18 protein-coding genes are annotated in these 16,652 nt (G+C 34.6%); 5 read left to right on the top strand and 13 right to left on the bottom strand.

Annotated features, from left to right (window positions below; genetic code table 11):
* Positions 1–291: 291 nt before the first annotated feature.
* Complete coding sequence (locus ACNQGH_RS20300) at positions 292–1,404, bottom strand: acyltransferase family protein (protein WP_417957843.1); 1,113 nt, start codon at positions 1,402–1,404, stop codon at positions 292–294.
* Between the two features lie 372 nt (positions 1,405–1,776).
* Here ACNQGH_RS20300 and ACNQGH_RS20305 point away from each other — a divergent pair, with 372 nt between their 5' ends.
* Genes ACNQGH_RS20305 through ACNQGH_RS20320 form a run of 4 tightly spaced genes read left to right on the top strand, consistent with a single transcriptional unit; the run spans position 1,777 to position 5,551 of the window.
* Positions 1,777–2,220, top strand: a complete 444-nt coding sequence (locus ACNQGH_RS20305) for a 3-keto-disaccharide hydrolase (protein ID WP_417957844.1) — start codon at positions 1,777–1,779, stop codon at positions 2,218–2,220.
* A gap of 49 nt (positions 2,221–2,269) precedes the next feature.
* Positions 2,270–3,643 carry a Gfo/Idh/MocA family protein gene (locus ACNQGH_RS20310; RefSeq protein ID WP_417957845.1) on the top strand — a complete coding sequence of 458 codons (1,374 nt, stop codon included), beginning with the start codon at positions 2,270–2,272 and terminating at the stop codon, positions 3,641–3,643.
* Positions 3,644–3,654: 11 nt separating this feature from the next.
* Positions 3,655–4,695, top strand: coding sequence for a DUF6807 domain-containing protein (locus ACNQGH_RS20315; RefSeq protein ID WP_417957846.1), 1,041 nt, complete (start codon positions 3,655–3,657; stop codon positions 4,693–4,695).
* A gap of 10 nt (positions 4,696–4,705) precedes the next feature.
* A complete protein-coding gene (locus ACNQGH_RS20320) occupies positions 4,706–5,551 on the top strand; it encodes a cupin domain-containing protein (protein WP_417957847.1) in 846 nt (281 codons plus the stop codon).
* A gap of 150 nt (positions 5,552–5,701) precedes the next feature.
* Here the strand turns inward: ACNQGH_RS20320 and ACNQGH_RS20325 are convergent, their stop codons facing one another.
* Positions 5,702–6,298, bottom strand: coding sequence for a dihydrofolate reductase family protein (locus ACNQGH_RS20325; protein ID WP_417957848.1), 597 nt, complete (start codon positions 6,296–6,298; stop codon positions 5,702–5,704).
* An 895-nt stretch (positions 6,299–7,193) separates the two neighbouring features.
* Here ACNQGH_RS20325 and ACNQGH_RS20330 point away from each other — a divergent pair.
* Positions 7,194–8,036 carry an EamA family transporter gene (locus ACNQGH_RS20330; RefSeq protein ID WP_417957849.1) on the top strand — a complete coding sequence of 281 codons (843 nt, stop codon included), beginning with the start codon at positions 7,194–7,196 and terminating at the stop codon, positions 8,034–8,036.
* Positions 8,037–8,420: 384 nt separating this feature from the next.
* Here the strand turns inward: ACNQGH_RS20330 and ACNQGH_RS20335 are convergent, their stop codons facing one another.
* The 11 genes from ACNQGH_RS20335 to ACNQGH_RS20385 form a co-directional block, all read right to left on the bottom strand.
* Positions 8,421–9,284: a serine hydrolase domain-containing protein gene (locus ACNQGH_RS20335; protein ID WP_417957871.1), complete on the bottom strand. Its 864-nt coding sequence runs from the start codon at positions 9,282–9,284 to the stop codon at positions 8,421–8,423.
* 123 nt (positions 9,285–9,407) lie between these two features.
* Positions 9,408–9,710, bottom strand: coding sequence for a ribosomal maturation YjgA family protein (locus tag ACNQGH_RS20340; RefSeq protein ID WP_417957850.1), 303 nt, complete (start codon positions 9,708–9,710; stop codon positions 9,408–9,410).
* Positions 9,711–9,774: 64 nt separating this feature from the next.
* Positions 9,775–10,707, bottom strand: a complete 933-nt coding sequence (locus tag ACNQGH_RS20345; RefSeq protein WP_417957851.1) for a transglutaminase — start codon at positions 10,705–10,707, stop codon at positions 9,775–9,777.
* A 21-nt stretch (positions 10,708–10,728) separates the two neighbouring features.
* Entirely contained in the window at positions 10,729–11,580 is an 852-nt protein-coding gene (locus ACNQGH_RS20350) for a substrate-binding domain-containing protein (RefSeq protein WP_417957852.1), read from the bottom strand.
* A gap of 21 nt (positions 11,581–11,601) precedes the next feature.
* Positions 11,602–12,108, bottom strand: a complete 507-nt coding sequence (locus ACNQGH_RS20355) for a GNAT family N-acetyltransferase (RefSeq protein ID WP_417957853.1) — start codon at positions 12,106–12,108, stop codon at positions 11,602–11,604.
* A 112-nt stretch (positions 12,109–12,220) separates the two neighbouring features.
* Positions 12,221–13,345: an SDR family oxidoreductase gene (locus tag ACNQGH_RS20360; protein ID WP_417957854.1), complete on the bottom strand. Its 1,125-nt coding sequence runs from the start codon at positions 13,343–13,345 to the stop codon at positions 12,221–12,223.
* Between the two features lie 91 nt (positions 13,346–13,436).
* Positions 13,437–13,820, bottom strand: coding sequence for a VOC family protein (locus tag ACNQGH_RS20365; protein ID WP_417957855.1), 384 nt, complete (start codon positions 13,818–13,820; stop codon positions 13,437–13,439).
* A complete protein-coding gene (locus ACNQGH_RS20370; RefSeq protein ID WP_417957856.1) occupies positions 13,817–14,086 on the bottom strand; it encodes a GNAT family N-acetyltransferase in 270 nt (89 codons plus the stop codon). Before ACNQGH_RS20370 ends, ACNQGH_RS20365 begins: the two co-directional genes overlap by 4 nt.
* A 203-nt stretch (positions 14,087–14,289) precedes the next feature.
* Positions 14,290–15,159, bottom strand: coding sequence for a nucleoside phosphorylase (locus ACNQGH_RS20375; RefSeq protein ID WP_417957857.1), 870 nt, complete (start codon positions 15,157–15,159; stop codon positions 14,290–14,292).
* Positions 15,160–15,215: 56 nt separating this feature from the next.
* The gene (locus ACNQGH_RS20380) at positions 15,216–15,545 is read right to left on the bottom strand and encodes a translation initiation factor (protein WP_417957858.1); all 330 of its coding nucleotides are present in this window, start codon (positions 15,543–15,545) and stop codon (positions 15,216–15,218) included.
* Positions 15,546–15,685: 140 nt separating this feature from the next.
* Positions 15,686–16,636 carry an isopenicillin N synthase family dioxygenase gene (locus ACNQGH_RS20385; RefSeq protein WP_417957859.1) on the bottom strand — a complete coding sequence of 317 codons (951 nt, stop codon included), beginning with the start codon at positions 16,634–16,636 and terminating at the stop codon, positions 15,686–15,688.
* Between the last annotated feature and the right edge of the window lie 16 nt (positions 16,637–16,652).

Here is a 16,652-nt window from a genome sequence, read left to right on the forward strand (position 1 = left end):
ACTTTGTCCATAGTCGCATTTTGAATTTTCGCAAATACAATTTACACCTTTTTGGTGAGACTATAACTGCCCTAAAGCTTGATTTATCAACACTTTGGGGCTTTTTATTTTATTCAGTTGCGACTACTGGGTATTATGTCAATTAATTCATTTCTATATGCTTAATACAACTTACTGTTTGTTTTAGATCCGAGTTTCTGGATTGAAAATTAGTCGCCAGGTTCTGATTTCTGAAATCATATGAGCGTAACTCATGCATACCATATACTATTTAATAGAAATAGGGTATCTTCAAACAACAACAGCTTTTTGTTTGGCAAGTCTTTCATTCCTTTTATCGCTTAAATATCTCCTTAAGGGGATATCGTAAATTATCATTACCAGGTACGCTGCTCCCACCAGCAGGATCAGCCCGGCTATTATAATGAGAGCCAGTTGCATAGTGCCCGGCTTATTACTGGTGTAATAATTACCGAACATCCATAACACGGCATAATGCGTCATGTACAATGGGTAGGAGATCTTTCCTGAAAATATGCAAGCCTTTTTCAAGCCAGGTGTTAACGTAGCCCCCGCGCCGAAAGCTATTAGGAAGGGAAAATAAAATAGCACTACCAAAGGTTCAGACAACCAGTTCCATTTTGAGAATGGCATTATAAAGGCAAATAGCAATAATATAGCTAGGCCGATAAATCCCAGCTTGTTTCTGATGATCCAGTTGGAACGGTAAATAAGCAATCCTGCTAAAAAAGAATATGATATCCGGGCGCTCCCGTCCCAAAAGGTTGGCCCGCTCCAGCCACCTAATAAATTGCCTGACCGGTAACCAACAAAGCAAATAGCCACGGCCGAGAGTATGGTCAATAGCAGCAAGTAGCCGCGGTCAATTCTATAAAGCACAAATGCGTAAATAATATTGGCAATATATTCCCAAAACAACGACCATGCAGGTGCATTGAAGCTGAACAGATTATAACCACGATCAGCTATTACAGGTAAGGGAATAAGGAGTATCGAGCAAAAAAATGACAAAATGATTTTACCGGTGCTATACAATTCCGGATGACCGCCAAACGGGTCGAACAAAAACGCTAGCAGGCCCAATACCGATCCTGCTACAACCAGCGGGTGAAGCCTGATGATTCTTGATATAAAAAACTGGAGAATGCCCATTTTTGCTACACGATCGTCATAAGCGTATCCTATTACAAATCCCGAAAGACAGAAGAAGAAATCGACAGCCAAAAAGCCATGTCCGATAAAGTTCTGGCTGGCATCAGCATAAACCCATTCCATAAAATGAAACGTTACAACAGCCAAGGCGGCAATGCCCCTTAACCCGTCGAGAATTTCAAAATGCTGTTTTGTTTCCAGAATTGTCGTGGTGGTTTTGTTCGTATCCATTTTAATGTATATCCTTTCATATTAGGTTGAATGCGTCAATAGCGCCTGGTTTCCTATTGTCGCAAATTATATAAATTAATGTTCAAATCAAAATTCGTGTAGCTGTATTTGGCAAGAGAAATTTAATTTTTTTTTTACATTTATAAAGAAGGAAGAAAAATACAATGCTGTCTTAATCAACAAAAAGATTACACAAATTCCTTCGTTTTTGGGAGATTTGAAATATGCGCCAAAATCAACATAGTACTAATACCTTTTCCAAAATCTTATTTTTAAAATTATTAGAAAAACAACAGGACACAACAGGATGGTAATCTGTTAATTAAGGGATAATTTTATTATAAATTAATGTCAATTAAAAAAAATTAAATTATGAGGAGTTTCAAGTTTTTGATGACATTTATTATTACTCTAAATGCTTTTTGCGGAGTAAATCATAATATAATTAGTGTTAAAAATATTACAACCAGCGCAGTAGGAGTTCCTGTAAATCCGGCTGGTAATCTAAGTTCTGTTTCTAAAGTTAAGACATATGATTTAATAACTTCTAAAAAACCGGATAATAGTATTAAACCCATTGGAGAATGGAATCAAGGAATTGTTCGAGTTTCGCCAGATAATAAAGTGGAATATTTTTTAAACGGCTTTAAAGTTTTAGAATTTACTAGAGGTTCTAATGAGTTTTTAGATTTAGTAGCTGTTAGTAAATACAAAAATTGGACAAACTTTGGAATGGCAACAAAAGGAAGGATTCTTATCCAGGATCATGGAGACAATGTCTCTTTCAAGAGTATCAAAATTAAAGAGCTTAACTAAAACTTAATATCACAGTAGAAAATTCACGAAGAAAACATCATTAACATCAATGGAAAATTCAAGAAGAAAATTTATTAGACAAACTGCAATGACCTCAGCAGGAGTTTATTTAGGAGGGGTAGGGCTTAGCGCCAAAAGTTATGGTAGAATTATTGGTGCCAATGACCGGGTAAGAGTTGGAGTAGTTGGTTTTTCAGACAGGCATAAAAGCTCGCATGTACCTTCTTTTATGAACCATTACAAGGAACTGAATTTTGACCTAGTAGCTGTATCTGATATTTGGAATAAAAGAAGAGAAGAAGGAGCTGCTTTATGGAAGGAAAAAATGGGACACGATATTGTGGCATGTAGAAACAATGAAGAAATGTATGATAAAAAACTAGTTGATGCTGTTTTTGTCAGTACGGCAGATTTTCAACATGCATTGCATGCAACGGAAGCCGTTAAAGCTGGCTGCGACGTGTATTGCGAAAAACCTTTTGCAGAAACAATGGAAGACAATCGAACCGCTTTTAAAGCCATAAAAGCCTCCGATCGAATTGTTCAAATTGGTTCGCAAAGAAGAAGTGGAAATAATTATCATGTAGCTGAGCAATATATTAAATCTGGACAATTTGGTGCCATTACCATGGTAGAATTATCTTGGAATGTAAACCAACCTATGCGATGGCGAAGACCGGAAACAGTGGCACAGTTAATGGAATCGGATACCGATTGGAAAAGATATTTAATGAACCGCCCATATGAGGCATTTGATGCAAGGAAATATCTGGAGTTCCGATTGTTTTGGCCTTATTCTTCCGGCTTGGCGGGACAATGGATGAGTCACCAAATAGATACGGTGCATTGGTTTAGTGGGCTGCAACATCCCAGGAGCGTAGTCGCCAATGGAGGTATTTATATGTGGAAAGATGGTAGAAAAAATTGGGACACCATTAATGCAACTTTTGATTACGGCCCCGGCAACGATGCTGCTTCCGGTTTTCAGGTGACATTTGGATCCCGAATGCACAATGGAGATGAAAAGCCCGCGGAAATATACTATTCAAACGGTGGCCAATTAAATCTCAATACCAATACCGTTTCTTCATTGGGAGGATTGGCCGAAAAGTATGCTGCTGCTGCAGGGATAAAATCCTTTTTATTGCCCGAATCAAGTCTATCAGTAGTAGAGCCGTTGGTTGTTTCTGCTAATACAGGGGGTGATAAGTTAACTTCTAACCATATTCGAAATTGGATGGAATGTGTGCGAAGTCGCAAGCAGCCAAATGCTCCGGTAGAAGCGGGCTATAGTCATTCTATCGCTACAATTATGACCAATGCAGCTGTGATCACCGGTGAAAAAGCTTTTTTTGATGAAAAAACCCAAGAAATAATGGTAGGAGGAAAGCCTTTTGAACCATTTAAATCTTATTTAAAATAATAAAGCACGAGATGAATTATATAAAACATATTAGTATTTGCGCAGTAAGTTTATTTTCATTTACCAATTTATTTGCTCAAAAGCCGGTAGCGTTTGTGCAAAATGAAAAAGAGCAAAAGATAGATGTAATGATTGAAGGTAAATTTTTTACATCCTATCTCTATAGTAATACAATTGACAAACCCGTTTTATTTCCCCTTGTAACAGTTTCAGGAACTACAGTTACCCGTGGATTTCCATTGGCAACAAGAGCAAATGAAAGAACAGATCATCCGCACCATATTGGAATGTGGTTTAATTATGGAGATGTAAATGGCTTAGATTTTTGGAATAATTCGGATGCTATTAAAACGGCAGATAAACCCAAATATGGTAGCATCCGACATCAAAAAATTGTGGCTGTAAAATCAGGACCACAAAAAGGCGAGTTAAAAGTAAATTCAAATTGGGTCGATAACAATGGTAAAATAGTACTTAAGGAAACGACAGTATTGGTATTTAGCGGAGATGATAATAGCCGAACAATTGATCGAACAACAACGCTCACAGCACAAGAAGAAAAAGTAACTTTTAAAGATAATAAAGAAGGTGTATTAGGAATTAGAGTAGCAAGGGAATTGGAAATGCCTTCGGAAAAGGCAGAAATTTTTACCGATGCGCAAGGTCTCGCCACTACAGTCGCTGTTTTGAACAATGAAGGTGTTACGGGTAATTTTCTTAGTAGTAAAGGCATTACAGGAAATGAAGTATGGGGAACCCGTGATAACTGGTGCATGATGTACGGACAAAAAAACGGTGAAGATATTGCTATCTCGATTATAGACCACCCAAATAACCCTGGATATCCTACTTATTGGCACGCACGTGGATACGGATTATTTGCTGCAAATACCCTTGGACAAGAAGTGCTTAGCGGTGGAAAAGAAAAATTAAATTTCTCTTTGGATGCAGGAAATTCAGTAACTTTTAAATACAGAGTAATGATTACCAATGGCAATATTCCCAGTAAAGAAACTTTAAATAAGGAAGCAGTATCATTTGCTAAAAAATAACCACTTGAATATGAAAATAAATTCACTCCAGCTGCGTTTTGCTGCTAGTTTTATAGAATTAATGATGTCCAAAAAAATAACCTTGTTTGCCTTTCTATTTTTGGCAACAGCCACTTTAAATGCGCAGCCTCAAGTGTTAGTATCGGGTGTATATCATATGAATAGCAATGAAATGCAAAATGGGGTGGAAAATAAAATGAAAGTAAAAATACAGGGAAGTACAACTGACCTGAATATGTTAAGTATGCATTCCTCCGAGTTGGCTCCTGGTAAAACAAATCATCCCCCTCATGTTTTAATGGATCGGGAAGAATTGATTATTGTAAAAGAGGGACCAATTACTATTACCATCAATGAAACGTCAAAAACATTGTCTTCCGGAAGCATTGTATTGATTGAAGCAGGTGATTCTCAAAGCTTTTACAATCCGTCTGATAAAATTGCAAGCTATTACGTGCTTGGTTTTAAAGCTATAGCACCAGTAAATATTAGCCGTGGAAAAGAAAATGGCGGATCTTTAATGAAAGATGGGAATGAGCTGGTTGTTAAGAAGACGAACAAAGGCGAATCAAGACCCGTATTTGACAAGTCAACTTCTATGTTTGACAGGCTAGAGGTACATTCAACAGCGCTGAATACTAATGAAGATAGTCATCCATCTCATACACACCGGGCTGAAGAAATCATGCTGTTGTTAAAAGGTACTGTTACGATGCATATTGATAATGTAAATTATAAGGTTACTCCGGGTAGTGTCATTTTAGTAAGACCAGATGTCACCCATAATTTAACCAACACAGGTAATGAATCCTGCCAGTATTACGCAATTAAATGGTACAACGGCAGCACAAAATAATCCGTATTTTATCGATCGTATCTACTTGCCAAAAACAAGATTCTGATTTTCCCGAAAGCGTCAGAAAATCCCAATGCTTCAAACTGCTGTTAACCCCAACCGTTCTGTCTTTCACCATTGTTGCGGAATTTTATGATTAGGTTAGCCGCCTTAAGCTCCAATAGTACCTGTCTTGACTTCTCCAGCTCGTTTGTAGTTCGCAATAATCACTCCAGTTGGTGTAGCCAAATTCTCCGTTAAGGTAAATGCCGCCGGAATCGTGCCATCGCCAAACAACTTTTTTCCTGTACCAAGAGTCAATGGGTAAATTTTGAGCCTGAGCTCATCCACTAAATCATTCTTAAGTAGCAGCTGAATAAGCTTACTGCTGCCCCAAACTTGAATATCAGAACCTTCTGAATTTTTGAGCTTTTTGATATCTTCCAAACTTTCGATAAATACGGTATTTTTCCAGTTTGACTTTTTCATGGTCTTGGATATAACATATTTTGTGCCATCATTGATGCCAGGCCAAATGTCTGCATGTTTAGGCCAGAAGGAGGCCCAAATCTCAAATGTTTTCCTGCCCAAAAGATAATCTGCTGGTTGTTTCAGCTCTTTTTGCACCACCTTACCACCAACTTCGTCACCATACGGTGCAGTCCAGCCGCCATATTTGAAGCCGTCTGATGTATCCTCCTCAGGCCCGCCAGGTGCTTGCATTACTCCGTCTAATGTTATCATTGATAAAACAATTATTTTTCTCATGTAATTACGGTTTTTAATTGTTAGTAATTATTGTTTGAATTGATATTGAAATTGAACGTATGGCAAAATGCAAGTGTGCTGCACACCCAAATTGAAAGTTGACTTGTCGTGATACGTTGGGCTAACTTGTTTATATATATGCCTTTGTCATATTTTCTACTAATGTAGTTTATATTTATAATTCCTCAAAAGGACTTTTCTATTTGTTATAAACTTTTAGTGCTTAAGGGAGTAGAAATCTTGCTTGTGCTAAAAGAGAGCTCAGTCTTGTTTTTCTGAGAACGAGGAATCTGCACAAGCAGCTTAAGTTATGTAAATCACTTTACTATTTTTTAAATAAAATGGCTTTAGAACAATTCGTAAAAAGTGGGGTAACTTTTAAGAAAATCCAAAAATCTTAAAATGCTTTTGATAGTGTTGCCGAAGGTTATTTTAATAATAATCAGTTAGAAATTTCCATGCTAAAATTATAAAAGTCTTTAGAACTATAGCATAACATAACATAACAATGTAAAAGAAATGACGGAAAAAATTGATGAAATATTGATTAAAAAATCTTAAATGAATACTTCTAAAGACTTTGCCAAACCGCAAAGTCTTTTCTATCTTTGAAAAAAAAAACTGCTATGTGTATTATTTTAGCCCAAATAAATAAAATTATTTTATCAAGTTTTACAAAACAAGGCTTAGGTATTTCGAAAGCGAAAAAATGGCAAATGGTTATTATTGATTGTCGTTATTTTGTAGCGACTTGTGCTTTGAGGTAATTTAAAGTGCTGATTTTTTATATCTTTTTAAATAGCCGTTCGAAGCAATTTCAAGACCACTTCTTCTAAAGAAATGAGATATGTTTATTTCTAAATACATTTCTATCTTTCTCATTCCACTAATTCCCATGAAAAATAAATTTAATATACCTCCTGTTTACGCAGTACTTTTAGCTATTATTAGTGTGCAATCTGGTGCAGCTATTGCTAAAAGTCTATTTCCTACAATTGGAGCCGCAGGAACTGCATCGATCCGAATTGGTATTTCGGCTATAATTTTACTATTAGTTTATAGACCAAATCTAAAAGAAATTACACCTAAACAATGGAAAATAGTTATTCCGTATGGTTTGTCTTTGGGTGCTATGAATTTAATTTTTTATCTCGCTATAGAACGAATTCCAATTGGATTGGCTGTTACTTTAGAATTCATTGGTCCTTTATTAGTCGCCATAATTGGTTCAAGACGATTAATTGATTATTGCTGGGTTTTACTTGCCGCGGCCGGAATCATTTTAATAGCTCCCTGGACCAATGACAAAATAGATTCTTTAGGCGTGATATTTGCCCTTTTAGCGGGTGCACTTTGGGCAGCTTATATTGTCTTAGGCGGAAAAGTTTCTAAAATCATGAACAGTGGTCAGGCGGTTGCCACAGGAATGTTGTTTGCTGCTATTTTAATTCTGCCTTTTGGATTTTACGAAAACGGATTGACAAATCTTACTCCAAAACTTTTGGGTCTGGGAATCGCTTTGGCTCTTTTATCAAGTGCTATTCCATTTACGCTAGAAATGAAAGCTTTAGGTCAGCTTCCACCCAGAACTTTTAGCATTTTAATGAGCTTAGAACCTGCTGCTGCTTCTATTTGTGCGTTTATTTTTTTGCAGGAAAATCTAAGTTTTTACGAAATTATGGCAGTGGTTTGTGTAGTAATTGCTTCTGCTGGATCAACTTTAACAGCGAAACGATAAATTATTATATCGTTGTTTTTAAATAACAAAAAGTCCTAAAATAGAATGCACCCAAAAAGTTAGACAACTAGTTGTGTTTAATTTTTTAAAAAACACAAAGCAAATAGAAAAAGATTTACAGAGTCTATTGAACAAATGGAGAAAGGCAAGCTAACCTCTTACAATTTTTGATGAATTAGAACAAGTGACTGAAGTGGGCCGCCCCAATCCAAGTATTGCAATTTCACCCCATTGACATGGATGAAACCCTCCTTATAAATATATTTTATTTCCATTTTATTTGCGTGTGAGACTTCTGGCATGAAATGATTAGGCCAATTAAACCGGTAAATTCATCATTCTTGTCATTAAATTTTTATTGTTTCTCTTTATTGCATCCTACGTTTAAACTGGTATGTGTTCAAAACGGCTATTTTCAATAATAATATATTTGTCAACTTTGTCTAAAAATCGTTCATCAGTCATACCTGTACGATTAAAAATAATAACACTTCCAATTTCTAAGTCTGGATAAATTCTGATTTCGCAATAATAACCACCACCACCTGCATGCGCATAATATTGTTTACCTTTCAATTGTCCTTTAAACCAAGATAAACACATTCCCGTCGTTTTGTTATTGTTTGTATAATTTTCAGTAAAAAGCTTTTTTTTATAATCAGCTGTTATTAGTTTGCAATTTGGTTTTAAGAGCTCCTGAATGTATTTTACAAAAGCATTTGAAGTTCCAATTAAGCCGCCATAAGAAACCCCATTTACATAATTGTCTTTAAACGAATTCCATTTCCCTTCAGTTGTGTCTATATATTTTGATTTGTTTATAAGCAAGCCCAAAATGATATTTGAGAAACTATATTTTTTATGATACCCTTTTGCGTGTTGATAAAGGTCCGTTATAGTAAAATCCAGTTCGGTTTGTTTAATATTTAAAGGGTTTAAAATATTTTTTTGAACATAAGCTTCATAGCTTAACCCGGAAACCTTTTCAATAAGCTGTCCAAGCAAAACATACTCAAGGTTTGAATAAGCAAATTTTTCATTTGATTTTGATTGCGTCTTGTTGTTTTTTATAAAGATTTGACGAAAAAAGGCATTCCTATCAAATGATTTGTGCTCCTCTGCTAAATGTATCCATCTTAATGGAATAGGATTGGGGATACCAGCGGAATGGGTCATTAGTTGCCGAATTGTAATTTCTGATGAGTAGGGAAATTCGGGTAAATATTTTTTTACAGGCTGCTCTAAAATAAAAAGTCAATATAAAAGAATATATTTTAAAATAAAAATTAAATTTAATTTATTACATTGATAGTGAAGCTATTTACGTTTTATTTTCCAGTTTAAAGTGTATTTTTTCAAAACTAATTACAGTCAAAATCCCATAACATAGGCAAGCAAATCAATCCACGCAAAAGAATTTCCAAGAATAGCTTTAGCAATTTCTGAATTCTGTAAACCGAGCTTCCCAATTGCATTAAAATACTGTGTGATTTCGACAGAAAATGAAAAAAGCAACACTATAAAGGCAACAACCCAAACCGACAGGTTTAGAAATGATTTTAGAAAACAATAGATTAAAATTACAACTAAAAAATCTCCAAAATAGGGTCTTACAAATTGGTCATGTACAAACAGAGCTATTATGATTTCTGTGAAAAAAAGTAAGACTGCCATTGCAAAATATTTTCGATTGAATTGTATCACATTGTATCTTTAGGGGTTGAGCCGTCTAGTGTAATTAGTCCAATGTTAATGCGCCTAATATTTCTTCTGATAAGAAGGGGCCTCCAGGATAGGAAGCAGTATAATCAAGATTGAGCCATACCTGTCCTCGCTCGTCTATATGATAATGAAGTTGTTTTTCATTACTTTCATTTACAAACAGAACATTCTTAATTAAAAAGTTCACTTTTTCTAAATCACTAAGGGAACCAATTAATATTTCTGGATAAATATGACCCTTAGTATGAATTAATCTCGGAGTTCCTCCAATTGATTTTATACTTGCGGCCATTAAAATGGAATGATCATCACAATCTCCTGAAAAGTAGAGCAATGATTCACTGGCAGTAGCAATATAATCACCTTCTTTTGGATCACTTACATAGTTCCATCGGTGATTTATTTCTTTAAATACTGCAAAACATTGAATAATGGTTCTATAATCAGAATATCCTTTTAAGTTTTTGAAATTTTTAGAAGTAGCCATAATGGCAAAATTTCTAATTTTTGGATTCTGGTACTCAATGGCATTTATAATTTTTGATTTGTTAGGAAAAGGAAGTAGTTTGGCAATAATTATATCTTGCGGATATGGATTGTCCGACATGGAATACATCATTGAATTGTAATCTTCAAAAACACTATTGAAACCATAATTTCCAATGACTGAACCGTAAACCAGAACTAATACATACAAAAGGATACAAATGAGAATAATAGTTCTCAGAAATCTTAGGATTAATTGAATAAGTACTATAATCACCAGAAACAAAACAATTCTATCAATATTAAAAAACCAATTGGGATTGATTAAGTTTTGATGCACAATTATAAAAACTGGAATAGCAATCAATATGTTCAAAACAAAAATAATAACATCGTCCCAGGGCTTTTTTACCTGAAATTTTTGTTTAATACCCTGAAAAGAAATATTTTTTATTTTTATCATAGTAATAATAAAAACAGCAATCTAGACTGCTTTTACAATTTCATCAAAAGTACCTTTTTTATCGATAATTTTAAGTTGAAATAGTTGATTTTGAACTTTGTTTAACATTTTTTCGGTTACTGTTTTTTGAGACCATTGCGTTAACGATAACCATTCCTGAATATCCTCGATTTTTTGATTGTAATTGGAAGCTAAAGTTTTATCAATACTCGGAATATCTTTAAATTCTTGAGTGGTTTTATTAATGATTTTAAGAATTCTGGAAATAATTACGGGATCTTTTTCCAGAATTTCATCTCGAACGACAATTACAAAACAGGGCCAAGGCGTTGGGCAATCTGCAATTCTGCGGAAAACACCTTTGTCGACTAAAGGTTTAGTCATAAAACGTTCCCACATAAAATAATCAGCAGTTCCATTGCTTAAAGCTTCAACGGCACCATCAATGGTATTGACGATTTTAAATTGAAGATTATCTGTTTTCCAACCTTGGTTATCGGCATTGACATAGGCCATTAGTTGGGAACCAGAACCCAATCTGGAAATAGCTATTTTGGTGTTTTCCAGATCAGCTAATGTCTTGAAATTGGATTTAGCTGCTACGTGAATCCCCCAAATTAAAGGGCTTTCTACGTAAATCTGGACAATTTTACTTCGATTTCCGGCAACGATATCTCTTACGATTCCTTCGGTTAGGATTACTGCCACATCCGTTTCGCCATTACGAAGCATTTGGCATATTTTTCCTGTTCCTTCGGGAACATCAGTCCATTGTAAATCGATATCTTCTTTTTCGAAATCTCTATTTTCTATCGACAGATGCCAAGGAAGATTAAAATGTTCCGGAACGCCTGCTATTTTTATTGTTGTCATTATATATTAGGATTTTTTAATTCATACCAATTCCAAGAAACTCCATTTTCCCAAGTATTGGGCTGTCATGGTCATTCCGATTTTTTGAAGTATTCTGTTTGATGCCATATTATCGGTATGGGCAGCTGCAGTCATAATTTTAATTTTCATTACATTAAAACCATAATCCAACCAGGCAAAACTGGCTTCACTGGCATATCCTTTTCTCCAAAATTTTTCATTTAACCGATACCCAATATCATAAAAATCAACTTCATTATTTACAATTTCGGTGTTGTATTTTAATCCGGCCCAACCGATTAACTCATTGGTTTCTTTTAAGACAATAACAAATCTTCCAATTTTATTCTGAATGTATTGGGCTCTGACAAAGTCTATATAGGAATGCACTTCACTAATTTCAGTCAAAGGTTTGTTCCAAAGATATTGATGCACATTGGGGTTGCTATCCATTTCAAATAAAGCCTCAGCATCTGATAACAGCATTTCCCTTAAAAATAATCGATCGGTTTCTAAAGTAAGATTCATGATAGTTACAAAAAAGTAATATTTAACTATTCGTCCTTAATGCAACATCATTTTTTTGTCCCTTTTTTTAAGGGCAAAAAATGCAATGTTGCACAGGAATTAGCCCCTAAAATTACACATTAATATCTTTAAAATTATTCAATTTTGCATACCGTATCATGTTCGTAAATGCTTCATGATCCAGTTTCGGTATTTCGAGAATGGAGTTTAATAAAGTCGTGTCATATTCATTGGCCTCCGTGATGAGATAAGGTTTTAAATGTTTGCCAATGCTCTCATAATACAATTTTTCAATGGTGTTTTTGTATTTGAAGTCCAGTGAATTTTGAATTAGAGTGAAATTAGTATATCCAACCTCTTTCATTATCACTTGCAATCCTTTTACAATATTGAAACTTTTATCGTTTACAATGTTAAGCTGTTGAATATCTTCTCTTTCGAATGTATTGACAATCACTTTCGCCACGTAATCAACCGGGATTATGTTTAATCCTGTCTTGTCGTTGATGATGAAACGTACGTTTTCCTGTTCATTTTTTCGTTGAGCGCTAAAGTGAAAGAATTTTGCTAAAAGATAAAAAACCATATATTTTGAAATAAAATAATTACTTTCTTTTCCTAGCATTTTCCCACCAATGACACTGGGACGCAAAATTTGATATGGTAATCCCAAAGCTTTGCACTGTTGAACAACAAAGTTTTCCGAATGGAATTTGGCATTTTCATAGGCATTTCGATGGGCTGGAATGAAATCTAAATTATGAAAATCATTATCAATAAGGCCTTTTCTTTCGCCCGATGAAAAAGCAGTGCTGATGTAAATAAACTTTTTTATAAAAGGATGGAATATATTGAAAAGAGATTTTGTGATTTTAGTGTTTTCATCAAAAATTTTTTCTCGCTGCTCTTCATCGGTGGATAAATTTACGTATCCGGCCGAATGAATAAAATAGGCGCCTTTAATTTGATTTGAAAAAGTATCCTGAACTGAAGCCAAATCAGAAGTGATGATTTCTATGTATTCATGCAGTTTTTCTACGCCTTTGTCTTTTATAATTTTCGGGGTGTAACTACTGGATAAGAGTTCGTTTATTCTATCTAAAGCAGAGCTTTTTCCTTTATTTCGCGCAATAATAAAAAGTTTTCCGTCGATTTTCTTATTTATAAAAAGTTCCAGGATTTCATACATAATATGAGAACCTAAAACTCCTGTAGCACCTGTAAGTATTATTTTCATTATCGTTTTGTTGTAAAGGCAAAGGTAGTTTTAAATACTAAATATTTGAGGCTTAAAGTCGCATCGAGTTTTTGAAATCGACAATCAATAATTATCGATCTTTTGCCTTTAAATCAGAAATAACAATACGGAATCCGTCAGGATCAAGAACCATTTTGCCGTTTTGATTCCAATATGGATTTTTGGAAGTTAGGATTGAAATATTGCTTTCTAAAACTCTTTTTATTAAGGTATTATATTCTGAAATAGTTTTAGGATAGAGTACTAAGATATCATCTTCATCAAAATGATGATTGGCTTTTTCACTAGATTTTGTAAACTCTATATGCCAATCAAGTTTAGGTTTTCCAATAAAAATCCCATCATAATTATTGTGATTTTCAAAACTTCCTAATATTTCAAATCCTAAAATAGTGATGTAAAAGGATTTAATTTTTTCTAAATCGTTAGTATGTCGGGCAATTCGTAAGTTCATGTTTTTTCATATTTCATTACAAAGGATTCATTATTTTCGCTAATCACTTTAAATCCAATAGTATCATACAATTTTTTTGCCCTGTTTTCCTTTAGGACGCTTAAAGTAACAGCCGTTTTTTCACCAGATAATTTTTCAATGATCGATTGGATAATTTTGTGTGCAATACCTTTGCCTTGATGGTGTGGCTCAATTTGAACTTGTATGATTTCAATACTGTTTTGATGTGCTGCTATTTTTAAAAGCCCTATTTTTTGATCCTTCAAAAGGATAATTTTTGCGCAATCGAATTGAAATATAATTCGGCTCATATGATTTCATCGGTTACAGCTAAACGTGAACTGATCGGATGCTCATTCATTTTTTTTTTTTTTCTTAACCAAAGAAGGTATCCAATGTCCGCGTTTAAACATTTTCTATAGGTCAATTCAATTTCATCCATTTTTTAGTTCGATATCGAAATCAGAATTTAATTTTCAGCCAATTTCTCCAAGGTATACGCAATGAGTTCATCAACCGCTTTGTCTGGATCTTTGCTAAAAGTTCCCGAAGCCCGATTAGCAATTATAGCGTTTAGCGATAAGGCACTATGGCCTAAAAGAGAAGAAAGTCCATAAATGGCACTCGTTTCCATTTCTAAATTGGTGATTGTATTTCCTTCAAAACTAAAATTATCCATTTTAGAATTTAAGGCTTCGTCTTGAATACTGAGACGTAGCACTCTTCCTTGCGGGCCGTAAAATCCTCCGGCAGTAGCGGTAATTCCTTTGTGCATTTTATCACTTTCTATGATTTTTTCCAGTTTTGCTGAACATGAAATCACATACGGTTTCCCTTTTCGTAAGTCCCAATTGGTGTGTTTTACAAAAGCGTCTTCGATTTCAATATTAGAAACGTCATCAATCAAATAGGAGCGGAGCATGTTATCTAAGCCTAATCCAAATGCAGACAACACAAAGCTATCCACGGGAATGTCAGCTTGTAAAGAGCCGGAAGTTCCAATACGGATGATATTTAATGAAGTAAGATTTTCTTTTGGCTGACGTGTTTTTAAATCAATATTAACCAAAGCATCCAATTCATTCATGACAATATCAATATTATCTGGGCCAATTCCTGTTGACATCACGGTAATTCGTTTGCCTTTGAAGATTCCGGTTTGAGTTTTGAATTCTCTTTTTTGAGTAGAAAATTCAATGCTGTCAAAAAACTGTGTGATTTTTTCAACCCGATTTTGGTCACCAACAAAGATAATGTCATGTGCAATGTGTTCCGGTTTTAAATTCAAATGATAGACGCTTCCGTCTGGATTTAATATTAATTCTGATGCTTGTATCATTAATTCTTTGTTTAGTGTTGGGATGTGACTGCAAACTGCTACTGACAACTGTTTTTCTAGCCTCCGACGCGTTTTACTTTAAACCCTTTTTCTTTTAAAATAGTCATGATTTTATCCCGATAATCCCCTTGTATGATGATAGAATCGTCTTTGAAAGTCCCACCTACGCTTAATTTGGTTTTGATTTCTTTAGCAAGAATTTTAAAATCCTCATCTGTTCCTTCGTAACCCTCGATTATAGTTGTAGCTTTTCCTTTTCGTTTTTCGAATTTGCAAATCATAGGTTCTTTTTGAACGTATAATTCATGTGCAACTTGTTCAATTTCTTCTTCAGGAGATACTTCGTGATCCGGAAAAAGGTTTTTTAATTGGTCTTTTAAGTCCATAATTTAAAAATTAATTTTTTATAAATACCATTTTGAGAGTAGGGAAACAAAGCTCATTTTCCTATTTTCTAAAGAGTAAAAAAACAAAAGACATTAAGCATACACTCAATGTCTTTTATTTATTGACGTAAATTTAAGTTTTATTTTTTGATTAATCCCAAATCGACCAAGCGCTCGTATAAATAAGCTCCCGCAGTAATATCTTCGAATTTTTTTTGGTTTTCCGCATCAATGCAATTTTCCAAACAATCCAATTTCATATCGCTTACCGGGTGCATAAAAAACGGAATAGAATAACGTGAGGTTCCCCACAATTCTCTTGGTGGATTTACCACTTGATGGATCGTTGATTTCAATCTGTTATTGGTATGACGCGATAACATATCGCCCACATTAATTACTAATTCATCCGCTTCAGCGATGGCATCGATCCATTCTCCTTCATGGTTTTGGACTTGCAATCCTTTTCCCTGCGCTCCCATTAATAAGGTAATCAAATTGATATCACCATGAGCAGCAGCTCGAATCGCATTTGCAGGTTCAGCCGTAATAGGTGGATAATGAATAGGTCTTAAGATTGAATTTCCTTCTTTGGCATAATTATCAAAATAGAATTCATCCAACCCCAGGTGTAAGGCCAAAGCTCTCAGGACATAAACGCCTGTTTTTTCCAGCATTTGGTAGGCTTCTTTACCTACAGCATTAAAACGTGGTAATTCTTTAACTTCAACATTTTCAGGATATTCTGAAGCATATTTAGAATCTTTGGATACATATTGTCCAAAGTGCCAAAACTCTTTCAAATCACCTTCTTTTCTGCCTTTGGCATGTTCTGTTCCAAAAGAAACATAACCTCTTTGCCCGCCGATTCCAGGAATTTCATAACTACGCTTTGTTTCTAATGGCAAAGTGAAAAAATTTCTGATTTCACCGTACAATTCATCAACCAATTGGTCGTCTAAAAAATGCCCTTTGAGTGCTACGAAGCCAATATCTTCAAATGCACTTCCGATTTCATTTACAAATTTTTGTTTACGTTTCGGGTCGTCCGAAAGGAAATCACGCAAGTTAACACTAGGAATGTTTTGCATACTTTTAAATATTTTT

The sequence above is a fragment of the Flavobacterium kochi genome, assembly GCF_048286715.1.
Classification (GTDB): Bacteria; Bacteroidota; Bacteroidia; order Flavobacteriales; family Flavobacteriaceae; genus Flavobacterium.